The sequence below is a fragment of the Planococcus maritimus genome, from assembly GCF_001592825.1.
Classification (GTDB): domain Bacteria; phylum Bacillota; class Bacilli; order Bacillales_A; family Planococcaceae; genus Planococcus; species Planococcus maritimus_C.
In genome coordinates this window covers 262,980-282,720 of record NZ_LTZG01000011.1, presented here as the reverse complement: position 1 = coordinate 282,720, position 19,741 = coordinate 262,980, and the positions used below count along the sequence as shown (strand labels likewise).

13 protein-coding genes are annotated in these 19,741 nt (G+C 35.5%); 11 read left to right on the top strand and 2 right to left on the bottom strand.

Going from position 1 to position 19,741, the window contains the following annotated elements; all coding sequences use genetic code 11:
• Positions 1-141 precede the first annotated feature (141 nt).
• The 9 genes from AY633_RS09920 to brxL all read left to right on the top strand — a co-directional run bounded on the left by AY633_RS09920 (position 142) and on the right by brxL (position 14,554).
• Positions 142-426 carry a hypothetical protein gene (locus tag AY633_RS09920; protein WP_068488214.1) on the top strand — a complete coding sequence of 95 codons (285 nt, stop codon included), beginning with the start codon at positions 142-144 and terminating at the stop codon, positions 424-426.
• 66 nt (positions 427-492) lie between these two features.
• Positions 493-1,107 (top strand): hypothetical protein, encoded by a 615-nt coding sequence (locus tag AY633_RS09915; protein WP_068488213.1) that lies wholly within the window; start codon positions 493-495, stop codon positions 1,105-1,107.
• 163 nt (positions 1,108-1,270) lie between these two features.
• On the top strand, positions 1,271-1,504 hold the full coding sequence (locus AY633_RS09910; protein WP_068488212.1) for a TIGR04540 family protein: 234 nt from the start codon (positions 1,271-1,273) through the stop codon (positions 1,502-1,504).
• Between the two features lie 36 nt (positions 1,505-1,540).
• Entirely contained in the window at positions 1,541-2,131 is a 591-nt protein-coding gene (locus tag AY633_RS09905; protein WP_068488211.1) for a DUF1819 family protein, read from the top strand.
• Positions 2,132-2,143: 12 nt separating this feature from the next.
• Complete coding sequence (locus AY633_RS09900) at positions 2,144-2,710, top strand: DUF1788 domain-containing protein (RefSeq protein ID WP_068488210.1); 567 nt, start codon at positions 2,144-2,146, stop codon at positions 2,708-2,710.
• Positions 2,711-2,730: 20 nt separating this feature from the next.
• Positions 2,731-6,303 carry a BREX system P-loop protein BrxC gene (gene brxC / locus AY633_RS09895; RefSeq protein ID WP_068488209.1) on the top strand — a complete coding sequence of 1,191 codons (3,573 nt, stop codon included), beginning with the start codon at positions 2,731-2,733 and terminating at the stop codon, positions 6,301-6,303.
• Between the two features lie 13 nt (positions 6,304-6,316).
• Positions 6,317-9,847: a BREX-1 system adenine-specific DNA-methyltransferase PglX gene (pglX, locus tag AY633_RS09890; protein ID WP_068488208.1), complete on the top strand. Its 3,531-nt coding sequence runs from the start codon at positions 6,317-6,319 to the stop codon at positions 9,845-9,847.
• A gap of 74 nt (positions 9,848-9,921) precedes the next feature.
• The gene (pglZ, locus tag AY633_RS09885; RefSeq protein ID WP_068488207.1) at positions 9,922-12,480 is read left to right on the top strand and encodes a BREX-1 system phosphatase PglZ type A; all 2,559 of its coding nucleotides are present in this window, start codon (positions 9,922-9,924) and stop codon (positions 12,478-12,480) included.
• Positions 12,481-12,496: 16 nt separating this feature from the next.
• Entirely contained in the window at positions 12,497-14,554 is a 2,058-nt protein-coding gene (brxL, locus tag AY633_RS09880; protein ID WP_068488206.1) for a protease Lon-related BREX system protein BrxL, read from the top strand.
• Between the two features lie 113 nt (positions 14,555-14,667).
• On the opposite strand, the gene AY633_RS09875 is transcribed toward brxL, so the two are convergent.
• A complete protein-coding gene (locus AY633_RS09875; protein ID WP_068488205.1) occupies positions 14,668-16,050 on the bottom strand; it encodes a hypothetical protein in 1,383 nt (460 codons plus the stop codon).
• Positions 16,051-16,249: 199 nt separating this feature from the next.
• A complete protein-coding gene (locus AY633_RS09870; protein WP_068488204.1) occupies positions 16,250-16,744 on the bottom strand; it encodes a hypothetical protein in 495 nt (164 codons plus the stop codon).
• Positions 16,745-17,343: 599 nt separating this feature from the next.
• On the opposite strand from AY633_RS09870, the gene AY633_RS16465 reads away from it, so the two are divergent.
• Both AY633_RS16465 and AY633_RS09860 read left to right on the top strand, forming a co-directional pair.
• Positions 17,344-18,390, top strand: a complete 1,047-nt coding sequence (locus AY633_RS16465) for a hypothetical protein (RefSeq protein WP_068488203.1) — start codon at positions 17,344-17,346, stop codon at positions 18,388-18,390.
• Positions 18,391-18,408: 18 nt separating this feature from the next.
• Entirely contained in the window at positions 18,409-19,677 is a 1,269-nt protein-coding gene (locus AY633_RS09860) for a hypothetical protein (protein ID WP_068488202.1), read from the top strand.
• Positions 19,678-19,741 lie beyond the last annotated feature (64 nt).

Here is a 19,741-nt window from a genome sequence, read left to right as displayed (position 1 = left end):
TATATTTAGTAGATGCCGAGGTAAGATGATATGAAAGAAATGAGGGACCCTATAGCAATAGGTAGAACATTCTTCTTACTTCGATTTTCTGAATAATCTTATTCTAATGAATCTATCTATAAAAATTAAAGGGGTGTAAAGATGAAATCTTTGATTTATTATCCTTACTTTGAAGTGCAAGATACCAATTGGTTAAAGTTCGCTACTTTATACATTGGTAGTTTAACTTCGATTATTCCAAATGCAGGGAAAAAGAATATTTCAGATGAATTTTTACAGTTAATTGAGGAAGGGGGATTTATAACTAATAGAGATTCGTACGATCTATATAGAAATGAGTCATCAAAGGTTGCTATTAAACAAGTGAAGAAGTTCTTTGATGATTCTTCAATATTGGATTATGGAATATCCATTTCCTATTTGTAGAATAAAGAGAACCATAACTATGAGATTTTTGATCAGAAATTTTCTCCTAGGTGGCTTAATTTTTGTGTGGAGCATGATCTGGGTCATCCAACGAATAACGGTGTAAAAGTAGCTAAAGAAGTAGCGTATATTTATATGCATGCTTTAACCAAAATGATCGGTGATTCCGAAAATAAAGATACAATTACTGATACTCGACAGGCCAGTGATTTCTTGTCTGATCTCTTCCCGGAAAACCGGGGATTAGATTTAAGAAAAGAACGAAAAGATCTGTTTACTAAGGAAATGATTCAATTAAAGTTGCCAGAGAGAATTGATCAAATAGAAATTAAAGAACTATTAGATTTACGTAACGATAAAGGTTTTTTAACTAAAAAAGCAGCGTTTCATAATACGTTAAATCTGTATTTGGATAATACCGATATACATTATAAATCTGCATATTTGGATTCATTAGTTGAATTAGAAAGTGAAATAAAAAAATGGATCGCCCCATCATTTGGAATTGTAAGTACGGGTGTGCAAATTTTTTGTCAAACTACGATGCCATCGTATATCCCGCCAATTTTAGGGAGCTTGATACCATCTTTTATTCCTCAATCCGAATCAAGTGAATTGAATAGAGATAAGAAAAACAGTCTGCAATTCTTAACAGATATAAGTAGTATTACTCATAATTAAAGTAAACCTGTGAAATTTTAAAAAATTTCACAGGTTTTTTCTTAGATTAATTCATATAAAAATATTCTTTCGCTATACAATCACATTACTTAAACTTGATTGCATTAAGTTGAAACTAAAGTAAAATAAGAGCTAAGTATAAGTTAAATGTGAGGGGAACTATGTGGAGATTAAAATGTTTTACCGGACACAACGAGATTTGGCCACAGCATTAAATCAATTAGTTGATGCATATTGGAGAGAGGACATTACAGAACAAAAGCTTATTGAGAGCGTATGCAATATACATAAAAATAATAAAGAAAAATTGATTAAAGACCAAAGCTTTACTAAAGTAGTTCAGCAACATTGTGGAAAAAGAAGGTTGATAATAGTGGAACGGATTCTAAATATATAAATCTATTAAGTTGTAATAAGGTCGGAGTGATTTGAAATGGAAACACAATACAGAGCATCTTTACACGGCGCGGGTTATTTGTTATTTGAATTAAAACAAGTTATGAAGTTGAAAATGGATGGCTTATCTACCAATGACATTAGAAAAAAAGTGTATGAAGAGAATATTTTTCAAGGTTCGAAAAAAAGCAGTATTCAACGCGCATTGACTTCGGTAATAAAGAGAGCAGAAGTTATTGATCAAAAACTAGGTAAACTTCTAATTGAAGGGTCATTAGAAACGAGTAAAGTAATTAACCTATATGCAATTATGAAAACTGATTTATTATTCTATGAGTTTATGAATGAAGTAGTTAGCGAAAAACTGCATAACAATAATTTTGAACTTGAAAAAAAAGACATTAATATATTTTTTACTGTGAAATCAGAACAAAGCGCACAACTTGCTAACTGGAGCGAATTAACGTTAACCAAATTAAAAAGCACCTACTTACTCGTGCTGTTTGAAAGCGGCATCTTAAAAGAAAGACAAGGCAATGAGTTGAACCGCTTAATAATAGATGATTATTTAAAAGAACATATCAACCATATCGGGGATAGCAAATATATTCATGCAATGGGTGGATAAGGGAGATACAACATGGCTAATCTAAACCGAAGGCTCGACAAGATCATTCCGAAAATCAAAGAAGGTAAATTTATTGAAGGACGCGGTCTTGGAAATGAAATCAGTTTTTACGTGTTCGATTACAAACCGGAAGACGAATTGGTTGTCCGGGATTATGTGAAGCACATAAAAAAGGAATTCAACTACGAAGGCTCGGAACGAAAAATAATCGAATTCGATCTTTATAAGTTACTTATAGAAATCACAAAAGAAAAAAGAATCTTCGACCGAATATTTGAGATGGAGCAAAAACAAGGAAAAGACGCTTTGTTTAAAGCTCTTACTACGTTTGCAAATCCTCAAATATTTTTGCAGAAGATAAAAGAACAGATGGATGGCCACGATATTGTCATTTTGACAGGCGTCGGAAAAGTGTTTCCGTTTGTCCGATCACATAACATATTGAACAATTTGCAAGAAGTGATAGACAAGACGCCTGTCATCATGTTTTATCCAGGTGAATACAGTGAACAGGATTTGCATTTATTCGGTAAATTTAAAGATGATAATTATTACCGCGCATTCCGGTTGGTTGATTAAATAAATTTGGGGGTTATTTTATGTTGTTGAAAGACATGTTTCAGAAAGATATAGAACGAGACATACGCGGAGTCATTAAAGTTGCTCAGACTGATGACGACAGCATCTATCAAGAATTGGATGAATATGTGGTTACTCGGGAACTACAAAAGCACCTCTCCAAGTTCTACGAAAATTATCAAAGGGGCGTGAATGGCTCAACTGATAAAATGGGCGTCTGGATTTCTGGATTCTTTGGTTCGGGTAAATCACATTTCCTTAAAATACTTTCCTACCTTTTAGAAAATAAAGAAATTCAAAACAGAACTGCAGTAGACTTTTTTGATGAAAAAATTCAAGATCCAATTGTGTTGGCGAATATGCAGCGAACAGCTGGCATCGAAACCGAGACAATTCTTTTCAATATTGATGCAAAGGCACAACTTGATAATAAATCAAAAGAAGATGCAATCCTGCGCGTATTTATGAAAGTCTTTTACGAACATAGAGGATATTACGGTGACATCTCTGGTGTAGCTGAAATGGAAAAATATTTGGATAAACAAGGTACATATGAAGTTTTCAAAGAATCATTCAAAAACCTAGCTGGCGAGTCGTGGGAAGACCGTCGTAACAGTTTCTATTTTGATAGAGATTACATTGTCTCTGCACTTTCGGAAGCTACAGATATGACGGAAGAGTCTGCTGGCAACTGGTTTGATAATGGCGTTAATAATTATGAAATCAGCATCGAAAAGTTTGCGAAAGATGTAAAAGAATATATCGATCAAAAAGGCCCTAATTTCCACCTGATATTCCTGGTGGATGAAATCGGCCAATATATCGGGGATAGCAGAAGCCTGATGTTGAATCTACAAACTCTTACGGAAGAGCTAGGAACACATGCAAAAGGAAAAGCATGGGTCATGGTCACTTCACAGGAAAGCATAGACAGCATTGTCAAAGTAAAAGGGGACGACTTTTCGCGAATTCAAGGGCGCTTCGATACAAGGCTATCACTTTCTTCAATTTCAGTAGATGAAGTATTGAAGAAGCGTATCCTTTTGAAAAAGGACTATGTGAATGACAAATTGAAATTGCTCTATCCAGAAAAAAGTGCCATTTTGAAAAATTTGATCAGCTTCCGAGAAAGCACGGCTGATTTGCGCGGATATGACAACGAGCAGGAATTTGCGGATGTCTATCCATTTGTTCCCTATCAATTTAAATTACTGCAGAACGTTTTTGAACAAATTCGTAAACACGGTTCTTCGGGCAAAAGTCTTTCTGAAGGCGAACGTTCTATGTTGTCTGCTTATAAAGAAACAGCATTAAGATATAAATCAGAAGAGGAAGGTTTCCTGATTCCTTTCCCTTCCTTTTATGAGACTGTTAAAGAGTTTTTAAACCCTACTGTTTCTCGTGTTATCGAAGGTGCGTATGAAAACCCTGCATTAAAAGATGATCATTTCAATATGGAACTATTGAAAGTCTTGTTCATGGTGAAATACATTAAAGAGCTGCCGGCCAATATCGATAACCTGGCAACTTTAATGATTACAAACATTGATGAAGATAAATTGGCGTTAAAAGAGAAAATCAAAGTTTCACTCCGCAAGCTGATCTCTCAAACATTGATTCAAAAAAACGGCGATTTCTATTTGTTCTTAACTGATGATGAGCAAGACATTAACCGTGAAATTAAAACATTGAATGTCGATGAAGAGCTTGTGAAACGAGAATTAGCTGATTACGTTTTCCAAGACTTATATGATGAGAAAAAATTCCGCTATTCTTCAGAATATCTTTTCTCTTTTAATCAAAAGATGGACGAGAAAAATTACGGCAATCAATCATCAAGTATTGGAGTTCAAATTATTTCCCCTCTTTCCGATCATTATCAGAAGTCCGAACAGGAACTAATGATGATGACGAGTGGCAGTGGAGAAATAATTGTGAAACTCGGAGGCAGTGAATTATATGTTGAGGAAATTGAAGAAGCGTTAAGAATCGAAAGCTATCGTAAGAAAAAGAACATCACACAACTTCCGGAAAACATTCAAAATATCTTGAACAATAAAACGGCTGAGGCACGTGAACGTAAAAACCGAAGCCGTGCTTTATTGGAAGACGCGATTAAGAGCGGAACTTTCTTTATTAATGGGGACAAAGTAGAAGTTAAAGGGTCCACTGTCAAAGAGAAGTTCAATGCGGCGTTTAAAATGCTCGTAGATAACATATACACCAAGCTGAACTATGTAAAAGAGCATATGGAGAATGAAAGAGGACTCATCCATATCATGGCTTCAGACAATGACCAAATTTCTTTCGAAGATACGATTGGAACTTATCCTAATGAGTTGGCCAAGAAGGAAATTTTCGATTTTATTACTTTACAAAGTGACATCCAAAAACAAGTCCGGATAAAAATCATTTACGATAGATTTCAGGACAAACCATATGGTTGGAGACAATTGGACATTGCAGCAATGATTGCAACACTATTAAAAGAACAGCGTATTCGTGTGCGTTATAATGCTGAATATATGGATCTAGAACAGAATGCTAATACATTAGTTTCAATATTCACTAAGACGGCTGATGCAGATAAAGCAATTATCCTTATTCGAGCAGAAGTACCTGCAACTTTGATTCGCACAGCAAAACGAGTGGCTAAAGATATTTTTAATAAAACTGATTTAGCTGATGATGAAGATGGTTTAGTTAAAGATTTGCGATTTCTTATCGAGCAGCAAATTGCAGAAATAAATGAATTGAAGAGTAAGTATGAAGGTGAAAAGTATCCAGGAAAAAGCCTGTTAGACAAAGGTCTGGAATATTTTAATCAATTCCACAACGGATTAGACAATGCTTCATTTTTCACGAAACTGAAAGAGTTGGAAGATGATCTTGCATACTGGGAAGAAGATATCGTTTTAGTGAAAAGTTTTTTCGGCAGCAATCAAATACGAATTTTCGATCAAGGCTTAGCGGTTTTCGAAAAATACAAAGAAAACCAAGTCTATTTGAATGGGAAAGAAATTGAATCTACAGTGAAAGAATTAGCATCGGTTTTGGATGATCCACTTCCATACAGAGAAATTAAAAACATACCTGAATGGGTTTATAAGATTGAAGAGCATATAAAGACAGTTTTATTAGAGAAGAAGAGCAATGCTGAAAGTGGAATTGCAGATGACAAGGAAAGCATTGCTTCCTTCTCCAGCCAATATGGTGTTAGTGATGAAACAAAGCAAGAGATCACATACTTCTATAAACAATTACTAGAAGACCTTGATTCTTATACTGACATTCATCGAGTGGAATCGAGTATCCTTAGAAGTTCTAACTTCAAAGTACAGGCCGAGAATAAAATCAATAGAGAGATTGAAGAATGGTTACGAAGAAAAAGAAAAGAACAAGAAGGTGGAACTATTCAAGATGGGAAAGGGTCAACTGATATTCCGGTGCAGAAGGAGTTTATTCAAGTACTAGAATTAATCAGTCCAACACCATTAACAACTGAAGCAGAAGTAGATCACTATCTTGAAAACTTGTCTCAAAGATTGAAGACAGCGATAAGAAATAATAAACAAATAGAATTCAGAAAGTAAGTGGGGGAGAGCAGTGAATAAACCAGCCTTAAAGAGATTTGCTACGGAAGCCAGAAGAGAGCTGCTTGAACGAGTTGAACTTCAAGCAAGGAAAATCGGGATTACTTCTGAAGGTATTGAAAAAGCAACTATTGAAAGTTCAGACGCCATCTTTATAAATGGCAGACAGCTTAGAGAGAAAGAAAAAGCGCAACGGAATACGTTAATTTCTCGAATCCGAGACATAGGGTTTGACCGAGTGATGGAAGAAGTTGCGTATACGTGGTTTAACCGTTTCACAGCTCTGCGTTTTATGGAAGTAAATGATTATTTGCCGACAAAAGTTAGGGTGTTATCTTCAACAAAACCTGGAAGCACAGAACCAGATGTGATGAATGAGGCTTTAACTCTCGACTTAGATTTGGACAAGGAATATGTATATGAGCTGAAACTTAATAATAATGATGAAGAGCTTTTTAAATATCTGGTTATCAAGCATTGCAATGACTTGAATCGCTATATGCCATTTATGTTTGAGACAATTGATGATTATACCGAAATTCTTTTTCCAGACGGGTTATTAGGTACAGATTCCTATGTTCGTCAGATGACGAACATAGGAGTTATACCTGAAGATGACTGGAAGGAAGTTGAAATTATCGGTTGGCTCTATCAATACTATATCTCCGAAGAAAATGAGAGAGTGATAAGAGCTAAAAAGAGATATAAAGCAGAAGAATTACCGTTTGCAACACAATTGTTTACTCCAGAATGGATTGTTCGTTATATGGTGCAGAATGCTTTGGGGCGCTATTGGATTGAATCACACCCTGAACATTTTGATTTGATACAGGGATGGGAATTCTATTTAGAAAATCAGAATGATGAATTTGATTTCGATGAAGAACTAGCCCCTTATATCAATAAAGAATTGAAAATTGAGGAGATTAAATGCTTCGATCCAGCAATGGGGAGTGGGCATATTCTTGTTTATATGTTTGATGTCTTGTATGAAATCTACAGTAAATCTGGCTATATGGAAAGAGAAATTCCTCGCTTAATAATTGAAAATAATTTATATGGTTTGGACATTGATGATCGTTCTTTCCAGTTGGCTAGCTTTTCGATAGTGATGAAAGCAATGGAATATAATAAACGTTTCTTACGAAATATCGAACGAGAAGGACTTAAAATGAACCTTGTTGCTATTCAACAAACTAATAAATTAACAGATGAAGAAACAGTATTTTTAGCTGGTGAATCTTCAGGTGAAAATTATGAGGTCATAAAGGGTTTTCTAAATCAATTCAAACATGCAAAAGCAATCGGTTCGTTAATTAAAATTAAAATTCTTGATGTTAAATTATTAAATGCTCGAGTAAAAACAATTGAGCAACAATCAGGAAACTTGTTTGAATTAGAAATGGAAAAGCGTCTATTACCGCTTTTTAAGTCTTTAATAAAGCAAGCTGAATTAATGAATCAACAATATGATGTTTTCATCACAAATCCGCCATATGCTGGTAACAGATACCTGACTTCTGAAGTTGGCAATTATTTAGAGGAAAATTATTCAGACGTTAAAACTGACTTGTTTTCAGCATTTATTGAGTATAGCTTTGATATCACGAAAAATAATGGACAAATAGGATTCATGTCTCCTTTTGTGTGGATGTTCATCTCTTCTTTTGAAAAATTGCGTAATAATATTGTTACTAATAGAACAATTAGTAGCTTGATCCAATTAGAGTATTCAGGTTTTGACGGGGCCACAGTCCCAATTTGTTCATTTACTTTAAGAAACTATAAAAGCAAAATATATGGAGAATATATAAATCTTTCAGATTTTAAAGGAGCAATAAATCAACCGATTCAGACGTTGAAAGCTGTACAAGATGCATCAGTCCCTTATCGATATTCAGTTATACAAGATAATTTTATTCATATTCCTGGAAGTCCAATAGCTTATTGGGCAAGTAAATCAATTATTGAAATTTTCAAAAATGGGGAGCCTCTTGGTGAATTTGCAGAAGTAAAAAGAGGGATGACGACCTCTGATAACAAACAGTTTTTAAGATTTTGGCCAGAAGTTTCTAAAGACAAGGTTTATAAAAATGCTCGAAATGCTAAGGATGCACTACAATCAAATGCAAAATGGTTTCCTTATAGCAAAGGTGGCGGGTATAGAAAGTGGTATGGCTTTCAAGAATTTTTAGTTAACTGGGAGCATGCGGGGAGAGATGTAATAAACTTCGCAAAAACGATTAATAAATCCTATACACGGACCATTGTTAATATAAATTACTACTTTATGCCATCGGTAGGTTTCCCTTATATAACAAGCGGACCATTTAGTATGAGATGGATCCCCGAAGGGTTTATTTATGATTCAGGGGGACCTGGAGTATTTGCAGACAAAAATAAGCGATTATTTATATTGGGATTGATGAATTCAAAGCCAGCGGAAAAATTACTCAAACTTTTGAATCCAACAATCAATTTGCAAATAGCGGATGTTGTTAGGTTGCCATTGCCAAATTATGAAAAATTACTAGGCAATGAACAGTTTAATTCAGAAGTATTAAAATTAATTGAAATTGCAAAAGATGATTGGGATTCTTTTGAAACATCTTGGGATTTCAGTAATCATCCTTTATTAAAATATAAAGGGAATTCTCGGACGATAAAAGAATCGTATCTAAATTGGCAAGACCATACAGAAAAAGCCTATAGTTATATGAAAAAAAGTGAAGAAGAAATTAATAAGAACTTTATTGAGTTATATGGTTTAAATAATGAAATGACGGCTGAGGTAGATGATAATAATATTACAATAAGAAAAGCTAATTTAAATAGAGATATTATAAGTTTCATCTCTTATGCAATTGGTTGTTTGTTTGGAAGATATTCTTTAGATGCAGAAGGACTTATTTTTGCAGGAGACAAATTCGATGATCGAAATTACAAAAATTTCCAACCGGATAGTGATAATATAGTACCGGTTTTATCAAATATCCATTCTGAAGATGATGTTATAATAAGAATAGCTGAATTTCTACAGGTAGCCTATGACGAAGCAGATTTAGAAGAAAACTTAAACTTTATAGCAGATACAATAGGTCGTAATAAGAATGAAACTGCTAGAGAAACATTACGTCGATATATTATAAATGATTTTTATAAAGATCATTTACAAGTTTATAAAAAACGTCCTTTATACTGGTTATTTACTTCAGGAAAAGAAAAGGCTTTTAACTGTCTCATATATATGCACCGTTATGATAAAACAACACTTTCACGTATCCGCACTGACTACTTGCACGAAGTGCAAACTCGTATGGATGCAGAGAAGAAGGATTTGTTGAATATTATTAATGGAGATTCTACAACTAAAGAAATTACTAGTGCTAAAAAAGAATTGAAATATTTGGATAAAAAAATCGACGAGCTGAAAGCTTACGATGAGAAGTTGCATCACATGGCCGATCAGCAAATTGAAATTGATTTGGATGATGGTGTTACAGTCAACTATGCCAAGTTTGAAGGGCTGGTTGCCAAAATATAAAAACCAACAGAGATACATCGGAGGTTTCTGATGTATCTTTGTTCTATAATGTGAAGAGAAAGCAGGTGACTGCCATGAACATGGGACAAATTGTGTCTGCGCTATCGGACATCTTTAATGAGCCACTGAAAGAAGAAGAACAGCGAAAGCTTGTATTTTGGGTGGATAAAGATAATGAATTTACTGAAGAAATTGAACCGCTCGAAATAGATGGAGTCAAAATCCATTCGTTGACTGACAGAAATCAGTTTTATACGAAACATTTGCTGGAGGAGGATGATCCGACTTCTTCGTACTTAATTTATACGAACTTGGACTTGGGAGTAGAAGAAAATTGGTTGGCGGATACCGTCATGTATTCTAAAACTTTTTATGCAGACCGTATATCATTTATTTTGAGTGATTTACATATAGATCCGTCGTTACGTGCGACAGTGAAAAAATACGAGCGTTTCTTTAACAACAAAGATCGTTTCAGAAAGTTTGCGGCATTCGGTATTGAATCGTTTACAGAAGAACTGATTGAATTGTCGATTATGAGTGTGCTATGCAATTTGAAGACACCGAATTTTGAAGACGTATTGAAAACCATTTTGATGGACACGCTGGATGATACAGAGAATAAATACCTTTCATTAATAGAGCGCTTCTTTGATCTGGAGGTATTCTGGTCATATGTTGCGAATTACTGTGGCTATGAGCGGGAAGTTAAAACCTTAAAGACCTTATTTATTCATTTATCGGTAACGGCATTCAGCTATTCAGTCGATGAGAAGTATCTAACTGAGCTTAATGATTTTGTTGCAAAACGCAGTAAAACAAATGCTTTAGTCTTCATCGATCATTGGATGCATCATAAAAGTGATTATGTTCAATTCAATAACTATATTGAGATGGTGGAACAAGAAATCAACCTACCGAAGACGGTAAATGAGATTCCGTTGGATAAAGTTAAACAAGCGGATGTCTTTCCGTATATCGACCGGGCAATCATTATTCATATTGCCAATAGCTTGATAGAAAAGCTCGAAGATTATGAGGAATATAAAAAGTTAATCAAGCTCCGTAGAGTGAAACATTATTATGAGCAATTCGAAGCTATATATGAAGCCCTTTTCTATACTGTGAAGATGTATGAGTTTTATCATGAGCACAGTCAGGGCATTCCGCAATCTCAGGTTGCAAATGTTTATGAAGCATATACGAAAGATTATTATCAGATGGATACGTATTATCGCAAATTCTATGTAGCTTATGATGAGGCTGTAGACAACGAATTGTTGAAAAAGCTGAAAATCATGATAGAAAATTTGTACTCAAATTGGTTTATGGGAGAATTGAGCTCTCATTGGTCTCAAGCTGTCCATACTGAAATGAGCGAACGATGGACATTGCCGGGAGTTGGCCGTCAGCAGGATTTCTATTCATCTGTGATAGCTCCTCATATGCGAAACAATGACAGAGTTTTTGTCATTATTTCTGACGCCATGAGATATGAAGTAGGCGTAGAAATGGCTGAACGATTGAAAGCTGAAACCACAGGAGTATCGGAAATACAAAGCATGCTCGGAGTCGTTCCTTCTGTAACGAAACTGGGAATGGCAGCATTATTGCCACACAGGAATTTGGATTTTGATGCAACTGGAAAAGTTCTGATCGACGGCAGAGATTCGTCTGGGATTGAAAACCGGAAAAAAATACTCGAATCCGAAGTTGAGGACAGTATCGCTTTTCATTTCCAGGAAGTATTTGCGATGAATAAAGCAGCGCGTAGAGAGAACTTCAAAGGAAAAAAACTGATTTACCTTTATCACGATACAATTGATGCCATGGGGGACAATGGTTCCACTGAAATATATACGTTTAAAGGCGTAGAAGATGCATTAAACCAACTCTCTGACTTAGTGAAAATCATAAAGGATGATTTGGGTGGCACGAATATCTATATTACGGCCGACCACGGGTTCTTGTATCAACGGGATGCTTTAGAAGAAAGTGATAAAATGGTAAAAGAATCTATCGAAGCACTGGAAACAAAACGCCGTTATATCCTTTCAAAAGAAAAGCGGGAAGTATCGGGGCAATTGGCTATAGATTTATCTTCAATTGTGAAGAATGAGCAGCAGTTGACCGCTTATGTTCCAAATGCGACAATCCGTTATAAAATTCAAGGTTCCGGTGTCAATTTTGTACATGGTGGTGCTAGCTTGCAGGAAGTCGTCATTCCAGTCGTGTCGTTTAAGAACAAACGAACAGGTCAACGAGGATCTCAAGCTATACAAAAAGTCGATATTAAACTAACTAATACAACTCGGAAAATAACGAATAGCATTTTTAATCTCGAATTCTTCCAGACTGAAAAAGTGGAAGATAAAATGATTCCTCGTACTGTTGTGATTTATATGGAAGATGAAAATGGCAATGTGCTTTCCAATGAGGAAACGATTATCGGAGATCGTCCGTTCGATAATCCGAGCGAACGTACTTTTAAATTGCGATTTGTATTAAGAAGTATCACTTATGATCGCAGCAAGACATATTACTTAATGATCAAAGATATTGAAACAGGAGTAGCAACAGATAAAGTGCCGTTCTCAATAAATTTGGGGATTGTCAGCGATTTTGATTTCTAACCAGGGAGGTGAATAAATGGAAGAGAAAGCGGAGATGACATCAACTTCAGATCTAGATAAAAAACTCAATGATGTTTTTGCGGGACGTGTCGTGCGGAAAGATTTAACCAAGTTGATTAAAGAAGGTGCGAATGTGCCCGTATATGTGTTGGAGTATTTACTGGGCATGTATGCGGCAACAGATGATGAAGAAAGCATCAACGAAGGAGTCGAGCGGGTTAAAAAAATCCTTTCCGACAATTTTGTTCGTCCAGATGAAGCTGAAAAAATTAAATCACGGATCCGGGAACTTGGCCAGTATTCGATAATTGATAAAGTGACAGTTTCCTTGAATCCGAAATTGGATATTTATGAAGCTGAGTTTTCTAACCTTGGCCTAAAAGGAGTTCCTATTGGATCGAATTTCATTAAAGAATTCGACAAGCTATTGGTCGGTGGGATTTGGTGCATGGTAAAAGTCGACTATTATTACGACGAGGAAGCCCGGAACAATAATCCGTTTAACGTAAGTAGCTTGCAACCGATTCAAATGCCGAATATGGACATGCAGGAAGTCTTTGAAGGGCGGAAGGAATTCACGAAAGATGAATGGATAGATGCGTTGATTCGTTCGACAGGTATGGAACCGACGCAACTAAGTGACCGGGTGAAATGGCATTTACTGCTTCGTTTAGTGCCTCTTGTCGAAAACAATTACAATATGTGCGAATTGGGTCCCCGTGGCACCGGTAAATCACACGTCTATAAAGAGATTTCTCCAAACTCAATCTTGGTGTCAGGCGGTCAAACCACAGTTGCCAACCTATTCTACAATATGACTTCACGGAAAATCGGCCTTGTCGGCATGTGGGATTGTGTCACGTTTGATGAAGTAGCGGGCATCCGTTTCAAAGATAAAGACGGCATACAGATTATGAAAGATTATATGGCATCCGGTTCGTTTGCTCGCGGAAAAGAAGAAAAGAATGCAAGTGCTTCCATGGTATTCGTCGGTAACATCAACCAAAGCGTCGATGTTTTATTGAAGACTTCCCATCTCTTTGCGCCGTTCCCAGAAGAAATGGCCAACGATTCCGCATTCTTCGATCGTATGCATTATTATTTGCCGGGATGGGAAATCCCGAAAATGCGTCCGGATTTCTTTACTGATCGGTATGGATTTATAGTGGACTATATTGCTGAGTTTTTCCGTGAAATGCGTAAGCGTTCGTTTGCCGATTCTTTAGATTGTTACTTTAAATTAGGGAATAACCTTAACCAGCGTGATACGATTGCTGTACGTAAGACTGTATCAGGCATGGTAAAACTGATTTATCCAAATGGCATTTATACAAAAGATGATATAGAAGAAATTTTGAAGTATGCATTAGAAGGCCGTCGCAGAGTAAAAGAACAGCTGAAGAAAGTCGGTGGCATGGAGTTTTACGATGTTATGTTCTCCTATATCGACAAAGAATCCTTAGAGGAAGAATACACTTCCGTGCCAGAACAAGGCGGCGGAAAACTGATTCCTGAAGGCTTGGGGAAACCGGGGCATGTATATGTCGCAGGGCATGGAAACTCCGGAATGATCGGTATTTATAAACTCGAAAACCAAGTAGTAAGCGGTACTGGTAAGTTCGATAAATCAGGTGTTGGCTCTTCTCGCGAAGCAAAGGAAAGCTTAGACACTGCCTTCCGTTTCTTCACAGCCAACAGCAAAAGCATCAGTAATACAATCGCCATTAAAACGAAAGATTATCTGATGCACATTAGTGACTTGCAGGGGATTGGATTAACAGACGAACTGGCAATAGCTGAACTAATTGGTCTATGTTCTGGAGCACTGGAGAAGCCAGTCCAGGAAAGTACAGTCGTCATCGGAAACATGACAGTAGGCGGCACTATCGCGAAAGTAGAAGAATTCGCCAACGTCTTGCAGGTTTGTGTTGATGCAGGGGCGAAGAGAGTATTAATTCCTGCTGCATCAGTCATGGATCTGCAAACTGTGCCTCCAGATTTATTGGTTAAAGTGCAGCCGGTGTTTTATTCGGATCCTATTGATGCGGTTTATAAAGCGCTTGGGGTTAGTTGAATAGTTTGTGAAAAAGACATTTAGTATTTTACTGAATGTCTTTTCTATATTTATTATTAATTTACAAAATGACAAAAAGTGATGCTTACGTTTTAAATAAGAACATTAAACATTTATGCTTTTTCATCATCGCTTAAAGAGGGTAAGGATTTAGCAATCATCTTTAATTCAATAGTTTTATCGAGTAATTTTTCATCAAAAACGAGCCTAGATATTTTTTGGTACGTAACTTCGTTCATAATTTTCTTATGACTATAGTCATTCCTTAGTTTAACAAGAGTACTTAATTTGGGAATAAACTCTTCAAAGCTCTTTTGAAGAGAATTTTTTGAATTTTTTTGAATAAATAGATTTCCATAATCATTTTTAGCGTAATTTTGCAATATAAGTTTTGCAGAGCCCAAAGTTAAATCTTCTACATTGTTATTTTTGATTATCTTAACTACCTTATTATTATTTTTATACTTCCATGAAAGATTATAGTCTTCTGTTTTTTTTAAAACTACATTTTCTTTATAAGGAATAGTATTGGTGTATTCTTTTAAATATAAAAGCACGTCACGAACTATTATAGTTAATTCATTTTCAAGAGCTTTCCAATATCCAGCTACAAAAAGAGTGTAATCAAAACTTTTAGCTCCTAAGGAGACAAGGTTTTTTGAAAGAAGTAAACAAGAATTTATCATTTCAATTGAATCTGACTCAAGACCATTTAAAACTAAATCTGAATTCTCAAGGTTTTGTTCATAGTTTTCCGATAAATGAACCGCAAGGTTTTTTTGTACTTTAAACATTTGATCAGTTAAAATACTATAATCTTTTTCGGTCAAAATTCCCATAGCTTCTTTCTTCCTAGAAAGTAATTTATCATGCTCAATTTGAATAGCGTCTAACTTGTCTCTTAAGTCTGCTAATAATAAAGTGGCTTCCTCAAGAGCAGCTAGTAATTTATTTCTTAAAGATACCTTTTCGGAATAGAGACCAAATTCCATCCAGTCAGGTGAAAAGCTTTGAAAGGAAATGTTATTCCACTTATTTTTAATATAATTGATTTTATATTCGACTTCATGTGTATTCTCTTTAAAAGAAAATGGTTCAAAGATGTATTCTAGTATTTCATTTATTTCGTCGTTACTTTGGCAGTCATAAAAACTAACTATTGCGTACTCTGAATAATCTACGTTTTTAGTCAAAATTACAGCTGGTAAATCTTTATTTTTTAAATTAAATTTGTTTTTTATAGTATCTACCACTTTTTCGTTTACCGTTGTAGACAAAGTATGTTTATTTGTATATCTGGATACAATATTATCAAAAACAAAAAAATGAATTTGCTTACCACTTTGCAAATGGTAGTTGGAGAAATTTCTGCGGAATGAATTCTTAAATGTATCATGCTCACTTTTATATAATACAAGGGCTATGAACTCAGGTTCATGATCAATAGTTTGTAAACTTTTCTTTATGTCTTCTAAATTATTTACCGTAAAGCCCATACCATTTCCTCCTTAACAAAGGTTTTTAAAGTAACATCTTGTTATAACCTTACTAATATTTAAGAGCATAAAATGTATTCTGATTAGATAGAGGATGGGATATCCTCTCATAAAGCGTGTCCCTGTGCAAACACTTTTTATACTCTAAAATAATTTTTCGTAAGAAACCCGCTATATTTAATAAAAGAGCGGGTTTCTCTCACATATACATAGAGTCTTCTTGTTCCTTTAACCATTGTTTCCGCTCGGCTTTTTGTTGCTCAATATCATTCTTGATTTCATCCTGAATGATTAACAAGTAGTCAAGCCCAACTAATGCGTTGTCAAGATTCCGCTCCATAACGAATCTCTTGTAAGGAATTGTTTTCATTTCTTCAGTCTTCATGTCAATTTCCTTAATCCAGCCGGTTTCAACATCGTAAGTATAGGTCTTATCATTAAATGCATCATAGTCAAGAACAGCGCCCCTAATGCTTTTAGGAGTTACATTCGGGTTCTCCATGTAGAACTTTTCAGCGCGGATAAATTTCATAATAGGAACATACTTTTCAATTTTTCTTCTCAGTAGTTCCGCTTGTTTATCAATTACATCAAGTAGTGCTTTTCTCGCTTCTTCAATTTCTTTTTGATTTGTTTCCATTTTTTCTTGAAGAAGAACTTCTTCGTCAAGATCTTTAATAGTGATTTTACCCAATCTGATTCACCTCATTATTTTATCGTTTTACATTCCTGTCACCGACGGAATTCGAAATTATTTTGAATATAGACATAAATTTAAATTCTATATATATTACACATTCGTTACATTTGGATGTAGGGTATGTCTTATTCATTTTTATACCCCCATAAACTATATTTGGACTGGTCGGGATAAGGGTGAAAGTCAATCTATTCTATAACTTCTGAAATGGCTCTGAGTTTTCCGTATATTCTATACAAATATTAGAAATTGATTTTTGGAAATTCTGGTGAATTGCAATACATATTTATGGACACTTTCCTATTCGTATACTTTCCTTAGACAAAATATTGCATGCACATTTCTTATTTGTTGAATTTGAAATTTCCATTGGCAAAAAGAGAGGAGGCTGTGTTGCAATTTTTTTGCATTGGAAATATCATCTGGAGCTACTAATTCCTCTTCAGAATATCATTATTATAAATGATTTCCTTTCAATTTATGGATAATTTCAAAATAATCTGCCGTTCTGTCTTATCAGATGGTAAAGTTAAATGAAAATATCTCCACCTATAAGTCAGGAAATGATTACGTAACTCAAAGGAGCAATTTTCATGGACATGATGGATAAATTCGGTTTGGATTCGGAGCAAACGATTTTGCTTTTTAGTTTGCAAAGATACTTGATTGCTAAAGATATTGATAGTGAAGAAAATGATACTACAGCTGATAAGAAGAAGAAATGGCTCAAATTATGGGAGCAAGGGATACATGATCTACTCACTAAGTCCATAGGGGAAACGGAACTTCTAAAGGATAAAGCACTGTTAACAGAAAAATGTTTAGATATATCAAAAGAAGGCGGGCAATTGAGGACACCTCTGTACTTAATCGTGCTCGAGTTGTCCTTATTCTCTCCATATTTCCCTTTAATCGAACAAGCTTCTAGTGATAAAAAAAAGGAAGATCAAACGAAATTTAATTTCATAGAAAGAAAATTGATGAACTTTAAAGACCAAGAAAAGCATATAAGATATTTTTCAAACTTATTGGATATTGATGAAGACTTTGTATCTAAATATCAAAAAACATTCAAAAAATCTATTAGGTCATTGTCCGGTGTGCAGAAAAAATTTGTTGTCGGTGCAGGGTTAGGTGCTTTTCTAATGATCATCACTGCCGGATTAGCTACGCCATTGATTGGTGGACTTGCTGCGCCAGCTGGTTTATTTGGTGCCGCTGCAACAAATGCAGGACTGGCAGCTATCGGTGGAGGTGCTGTTGCTGCTGGTGGGATGGGTATGGCGGGCGGAATTGCTGTTGTGGTTGGAGGCGGCGGTATCTTCGGGGCATTGAGTGGAGGTACATTAGCTTCTATGCTGACCAAATCGTCTGATTATGCACTTCGTGAAGGAGCCAAATTGGAAGTGATTATGAAAGAAATTATCCTTTCAAGCCAAAAGGACATGCGCTTTGCCCAAGAAATGATTAAAGCCCAAAAACAAGTGATCGGGAAATTAGGAGAGCAATTAACGGATTTGCAGTTAAAAGAAGGCGATAACATGGAACGCATAAAGCAATTAACTAAATCTATCATGTATCTGGAAAGATCTTTGAAGCATTCTCAAGCTGCTTATACTATTCACAGCAAAGCTGTTTAAACTAAGGAAGTGATGAAGATGCCGAAGAAAAGAATCATCGATTTCAGTGAAGAACTAAATGATATGCAGACTTCCATGAGTGATTTATCGAGTACGATGGAGAGGCTTGATGATAATGCAGAAGAACAATCCGACCTATTGAAGGAATTAGAACGAAGACTTTCCAAAATAGATCCTTCTTTTATTGCTGAATCTCCTCAATCTAGCGAACATCCTTTCAAAGTTTATTCCAACCAGTATTTCCTTGAACGGTCAGAAGAGATTGAGGAAAGCATTACGAAGGAAGTACATAGCAACTTTCAACTGCTGCCTTCAATGACCAAACTAGATTACATCTTGGCAACAATTATAGGAGCTATTGCAGCATTGGCGGATCTTTTATTAGTCAAAATTCCCAAAGACGTGACCTATCTAGGAAAGTACACACAAGAAGGTGGTAGTTTGACCACTTGGTTACGATCACTAGGAGTTAATGAAGATGGAAAATTAAATGGGTTTCTATCAAACCTTGAAAAGAATAGCAAAGTCAGTTTTGATGCAAGCACTAAAAAAGCTTTTACTGATTACGATAGAGAAGTCTCCGGATTTTCATCTAAAACACACCGCTTAATGTCATTAGGCCATGATCCTTTGTTCGGTTTATTATTCGGAGTTTTAGACATAGTCAACGGACGGATTTCTCTTATCGATTCAAAAGGAGCAATCCATCTCATTCCTATTGAAAAATATCAAAATGCAACTTTTGAAAATATAGTATTCGCTCCATTTTTATGGATAAGCCACATTTTATCGGATGTGTGTACCAAAATGGGAGTTCCGGCTCCCGGGTGGGGATTGACTCAACTTCTTCAGTTTGGTGAATTCGGTGAAAAAGACAGAACAGTAGCAGACTTAGCGCGCTATATGTACTTAGAAGGCTATGACTTAAGGCACTTCATTTCGATGGGGACCGTGCCTGGAATTGTTGAGTTGTGCACAAGGATATACTACAAGCTCACTTTGGAGAAAAGCGATCCATTTACACTTACTTATTCAAAAGATCTAAAAGAAATCCACAATAAAATCCGTTTGCAAAAACTCTTGTTTACTGCACATAGTGCGGCTACGGGTGGGAATGCATTGAAGATAATTATGAATCAAGGAAATCCTCTTGCTTTTAACTATCCGCAATTAATCGCATTTACCAAACAAAGTATACAAATGTCTGTAATAAGCACCCGTGATAAAACAACGGAAAAGATTATAAGTAATAGGGAACAGATAAATCGAGAGTGGGAGAATATGTAGAAGGTGTTTAATGCATCATCAAGAATTATAAAAATGAAGAGGAAATACATTGCAATATGCAAAG

Excerpts from the sequence above, each read along its gene's own strand:
- AY633_RS09920 (WP_068488214.1), top strand. The coding sequence starts at position 142 with ATGAAATCTTTGATTTATTATCCTTACTTTGAAGTGCAAGATACCAAT.
- AY633_RS09905 (WP_068488211.1), top strand. The coding sequence starts at position 1,541 with ATGGAAACACAATACAGAGCATCTTTACACGGCGCGGGTTATTTGTTA.
- AY633_RS09900 (WP_068488210.1), top strand. The coding sequence starts at position 2,144 with ATGGCTAATCTAAACCGAAGGCTCGACAAGATCATTCCGAAAATCAAA.
- brxC (WP_068488209.1), top strand. The coding sequence starts at position 2,731 with ATGTTGTTGAAAGACATGTTTCAGAAAGATATAGAACGAGACATACGC.
- pglZ (WP_068488207.1), top strand. The coding sequence starts at position 9,922 with ATGAACATGGGACAAATTGTGTCTGCGCTATCGGACATCTTTAATGAG.
- brxL (WP_068488206.1), top strand. The coding sequence starts at position 12,497 with ATGGAAGAGAAAGCGGAGATGACATCAACTTCAGATCTAGATAAAAAA.
- AY633_RS09875 (WP_068488205.1), bottom strand. The coding sequence starts at position 16,050 with ATGGGCTTTACGGTAAATAATTTAGAAGACATAAAGAAAAGTTTACAA.
- AY633_RS16465 (WP_068488203.1), top strand. The coding sequence starts at position 17,344 with ATGGACATGATGGATAAATTCGGTTTGGATTCGGAGCAAACGATTTTG.
- AY633_RS09860 (WP_068488202.1), top strand. The coding sequence starts at position 18,409 with ATGCCGAAGAAAAGAATCATCGATTTCAGTGAAGAACTAAATGATATG.